We start from the raw sequence: 4,640 nt of genomic DNA on the forward strand, positions 1-4,640 counted from the left end.
GGTGGTATGCCGTTCCGGCGCGTCCACGCTGGCCGAACTCTGCGCGGTCGGCATCGGCAGCGTGCTGGTGCCATTCCCCGCTGCTGTCGACGATCACCAGACCCGCAATGCGGAGTACCTGGTCGAGCGCGATGCAGCCGTATTGCTGAAGCAGGACGAAACGCTGGCAGACGGCATTGCCGCGCTGCTGCGTGATCTGTCCGAAAATCCCGCCCGCCGCATGCAGATGGCGCAAGCCGCGCGTGCCCTGGCCAAGGTCGATGCCGCCGAGCGCATCGCCGATATCATTCTCGAGGAAGCTGTATGAAGAAGGCACGCTCCAGCGCCTGCCCTGCGCGAGGCCGCGCATGATCCGCCGCCTGCATGACACCAACGATCTGGTGCGCGCGTTCCCGCGCGTGCATTTCGTCGGCATCGGCGGCACCGGCATGAGCGGCATCGCCGAAGTGATGCTGACGCTGGGCTACGAAGTGTCCGGTTCGGACAACGCCGACAACGTCGCGACCCGCCGCTTGGCCGGCCTGGGCGCGCGCATCATGCGCGGCCACTCGGCCGCCAACGTGCTGGGCACCGACTGCGTGGTGGTCTCCAGCGCGATCCGCGAAGACAACCCGGAGCTGATGGAAGCGCGCAGCCAGCGCATTCCGATCATGCCGCGCGCGGCGATGCTGGCCGAACTGATGCGCTTCCGTCGCGGCATCGCCGTGGCCGGCACCCACGGCAAGACCACCACCACCAGCCTGACCGCTGCGGTGCTGAGCGAGGGTGGGCTGGACCCGACCTTCGTGATCGGTGGCCAGCTGCTGGCTGCCGGTGCCAACGCCAAGCTCGGTGGTGGCCAGTGGCTGGTGGCCGAGGCCGACGAGAGCGACGGCAGCTTCCTGCGCCTGAATCCGTTGATGTCGATCATCACCAACATCGATTCCGATCATCTGGAGAACTACGGCAACGATTTCGCCCGCGTGCAGGCAGCGTTCGCCGAGTTCCTGCAGCGCCTGCCGTTCTACGGCCTGGCAGTGCTGTGCATCGACGATCCGGAAGTGGCCGCACTGGCCGCCAAGACCCCGCGCCACGTGATGAGCTACGGCATGAGCCCGCAGGCCGACGTGCGCGCCGAGAACGTGGTGCAGGAAGGTTCGCGCATGCGCTTCACCCTGCGCCTGCCGCAGGGCACCAGCCAGGAAGTGGTACTGGCGCTGCCGGGCAAGCACAACGTGCTCAACGCGCTGGCCGCTGCGGCGGTGGGCTGGCAGCTGGGCGTGGCCCCGGACACGATCGCGCGTGCGCTGGCCAGCTTCGCTGGCGTCGGTCGCCGCTTCAATGACCTGGGCGAAGTGACCACCGCCAGCGGTGCCAAGGTCCGCATCATCGACGACTACGGCCACCATCCGAGCGAGCTGGAAGCGGTGTTCGCCGCCGCGCGTGGCGGCTGGGCCGACAAGCGCCTGGTGGTCGCCTTCCAGCCGCACCGCTACAGCCGTACCCGTGATCAGTTCGACAAGTTCGCCGCGGTGCTGTCCAGTGTCGATGCACTGGTGCTGAGCGAGGTCTACCCGGCCGGTGAAGAGCCGATCGCTGGCGCCGATTCGCATGCACTGGCCCGCGCCATCCGTGCACGTGGCCRCAGCGAGCCGGTGGTGGTCGGCAAGGCATCCGAGCTGGCCACCGTGCTGCCGGACGTGCTGCAGGACGGTGACCTGCTGCTGATGATGGGTGCCGGCGACATCGGCGCCGTCGCCAGCCACATTGCCGTGGAAGGCTTCAAGGCGGAGGGCGAGGCGTGAGCACGCTGACCTTCCCGCCGCTGCGCAGCACCGACCCGGCCGCGTTCGGCCGCGTCGCCGTGCTGCTCGGTGGCAGCTCCAGCGAACGCGAAGTGTCGCTGGATTCGGGCCGCAACGTACTCGAAGCGCTGCAGTCGCGCGGCGTCGACGCCGTCGCCATCGATGGCATTCCGGCGCTGGCCAAGGCGCTGGCGGCCGGCGGCATCGATCGCGTGTTCAACATCCTGCACGGCCACAATGGTGGTGGTGAGGACGGCATCGTACAGGGCCTGATGGAGGCCTTCGGCGTGCCGTACACCGGCTCCAACGTGCTGGGCTCGGCGTTGAGCATGGACAAGATCCGCACCAAGCAGGTGTGGCTGTCACTGGGCCTGCCGACCCCGCAGTACCGCGAAGTACACGGAGGTACGAGTGCCACGGGAGGCAGGATGCCGGGAGCGGCCGAAAAGAATGTCCACGCGCTTGCGGCCGAGCTCGGCCTGCCGGTGGTGGTCAAGCCGGCCAACGAAGGCTCCAGCGTGGGCATCAGCCGGGTCACCGACGACGCCGGCCTGGACGACGCCGTGGCCCTGGCCGCGCGTTACGACGGCCAGCTGCTGATGGAACAGATGGTGGTCGGTGACGAACTGACCGTGGCCATCCTCGGCGACGTTGCGCTGCCGTCGATCCGCATCGTGCCCAAGGGCCAGTGGTACGACTACAACGCCAAGTACATCGCCGAAGACACCCAGTACCTGTGCCCGGGCCTGGACGGTGATGACGAAGACGAGATCCGCCGCATCGCGCTGGCTGCCTTCCGCGCGGCCGGTTGCCGTGGCTGGGGTCGCGTCGACGTGATGCGTGACCGCACCAGCGGCCGCTTCTTCCTGCTGGAAGTGAACACCGCGCCGGGCATGACCAGCCACTCGCTGGTGCCCAAGGCGGCCGGGCAGGCCGGTATCAGCTTCGAAGAGCTGGTGTGGCGCGTGCTGGAACAGACCCTGGAGGCATCGCACGCATGAACGCGGTGCTGCGCATCTTCGTCTGGCTGTTGGCACTGTCGGTGGTTGCACTGCCGGTGGTGGCCGTGGTCAATGGCTGGGTCGGCGCCGAGCGCTGGCCGCTGGCGAAGCTGCGCGTGCACGGTGAGTTCAAGCGGGTGCCGCYGGAACAGCTGCAGCAGGTGCTGCTGCCGTATGCGCATGCCGGCTTCTTCGCGGTCAAGCTGCAGGACGCGCAGGACGCACTGGAAAAACTGCCGTGGGTGGAAAGCGCGCAGGTGCGCAAGCAGTGGCCGGACGTGCTGGAAGTGACGCTGGTCGAGCACAAGCCGTTCGCGCGCTGGGGCGAAGATCGCCTGCTGTCCGAGCAGGGCAAGCTGTTCCCCACGCCGAAGAAGCTGGCCGACCTGCAGCTGCCCGAGCTGGATGGCCCGGACAGCCAGACCGAGGAAGTGGTCAAGCTGTACAACGATTCGCGCGCGCTGTTCGCGCCGGCAGGCGTCGACGTGCGCCGGCTGACGATGGACGCGCGCGGCAGCTGGTCGCTGCTGCTGAGCAACGGCACTGAAGTGGTGGTCGGCCGCGACGATGCCCGCTCGCGCCTGCAGCGCTTCGTGCGCGTGCTGCCGCRGCTGGCCAACCAGGCCGCGCCGATCGAGCGCGCCGACCTCCGATATACCAATGGTTTCACGCTGAGCTGGGGCACTCCGGCCGCCCCCGCCAATGCACCGGGCACCCCGGCAAGAAGGACGCAGGAAAGAACATGAATCGCAAGGGTGACAAATCGCTGATCGTCGGCCTGGATATCGGCACCTCCAAGGTGGTGGCGCTGGTGGGCGAGTATTCGCCGGGCAACCCGATCGAAGTGATCGGCATCGGCTCCCATGAGTCGCGCGGCCTCAAGCGCGGCGTGGTGGTGGATATCGAATCGACCGTGCAGTCGATCCAGCGTGCGGTCGAAGAAGCCGAGCTGATGGCCGGCTGCGAGATCCGCTCGGTGTATGCCTCCATTTCCGGCAACCACGTGCAGTGCAAGAACTCGCCCGGCATCGTGCCGATCCGCGACGGCGAAGTGACCTGGGGCGACCTGGATCGCGTGCTCGATGCGGCCAAGGCAGTGGCGATTCCGGCCGACCAGAAGATCCTGCATGCGATCCCGCGCGAGTACGTGCTGGATGATTCGCAGGAAGGCATCCGCAACCCCGTCGGCATGACCGGCGTGCGCCTGGAGGTGCATGCGCACCTGGTGGTGTGCGCGCAGTCGGCTGCGGCCAACATCAGCAAGTGCGTGCAGCGCTGCGGCCTGCAGGTGGACGATCTGGTGCTGTCCTCGCTGGCGTCCAGCGTGGCGGTGCTGACCGCCGACGAGCGCGAACTGGGCGTGGTGCTGGTCGACATGGGCGCCGGCACCACCGACATCGCAGTGTTCGTGCAGGGCGCGATCTGTCATACCGCCTCGCTGCCGATCGCCGGCGACCACGTGACCAACGACATCGCGCACATGCTGCGCACGCCGACCCCGGAAGCCGAGCAGATCAAGGTGCGCTATGCATGCGCCCTGGCCCAGCTGGCTACCGCCGAGGAAAGCATCCAGGTGCCGTCGGTCGGTGATCGTCCGCCGCGCCGCATGCCGCGCCACGCGCTGGCGCAGGCAGTGCAGGGCCGCTACGAAGAGATCTTCGAAATGGTGCAGGCCGAACTGCGCCGCTCCGGGTTCGAGGAACTGGTGCGCGCCGGCATGGTGCTGACCGGTGGTGCCTCGAAGATGGAAGGCGTGGTCGAACTGGCCGAGGAAATGCTGCAGATGCCGGTACGCGTGGGCATCCCGCAGCACGTTACCGGCCTGGGCGAAGTGGTGGGCAACCCGGTGCATGCC

4 protein-coding genes and 1 pseudogene are annotated in these 4,640 nt (G+C 67.9%); all 5 read left to right on the forward strand.

Annotation, left to right across the window (positions count from 1 at the left end):
• Positions 1-307 (forward strand): UDP-N-acetylglucosamine--N-acetylmuramyl-(pentapeptide) pyrophosphoryl-undecaprenol N-acetylglucosamine transferase (locus AC1VAN_RS12385; RefSeq protein ID WP_480985891.1); only part of this gene is annotated, 307 nt, incomplete at its 5' end.
• Positions 308-347: 40 nt separating this feature from the next.
• Positions 348-1,784, forward strand: coding sequence for a UDP-N-acetylmuramate--L-alanine ligase (gene murC / locus AC1VAN_RS12390; protein WP_480985892.1), 1,437 nt, complete (start codon positions 348-350; stop codon positions 1,782-1,784).
• Positions 1,781-2,785: a D-alanine--D-alanine ligase gene (locus AC1VAN_RS12395; RefSeq protein WP_442252228.1), complete on the forward strand. Its 1,005-nt coding sequence runs from the start codon at positions 1,781-1,783 to the stop codon at positions 2,783-2,785. The genes murC and AC1VAN_RS12395 overlap by 4 nt, the downstream gene beginning before the upstream one ends.
• Positions 2,782-3,459 (forward strand): annotated as a pseudogene (locus AC1VAN_RS12400) (cell division protein FtsQ/DivIB); the annotation flags it as partial. The gene AC1VAN_RS12395 and the pseudogene AC1VAN_RS12400, both read left to right, overlap by 4 nt.
• Positions 3,460-3,527: 68 nt before the next feature.
• Positions 3,528-4,640, forward strand: a 1,113-nt coding sequence (ftsA, locus tag AC1VAN_RS12405; RefSeq protein ID WP_480985893.1) for a cell division protein FtsA, incomplete at its 3' end; no start/stop codon positions are given.

It is taken from the genome of Stenotrophomonas sp. 05L44_2 (assembly GCF_056665995.1).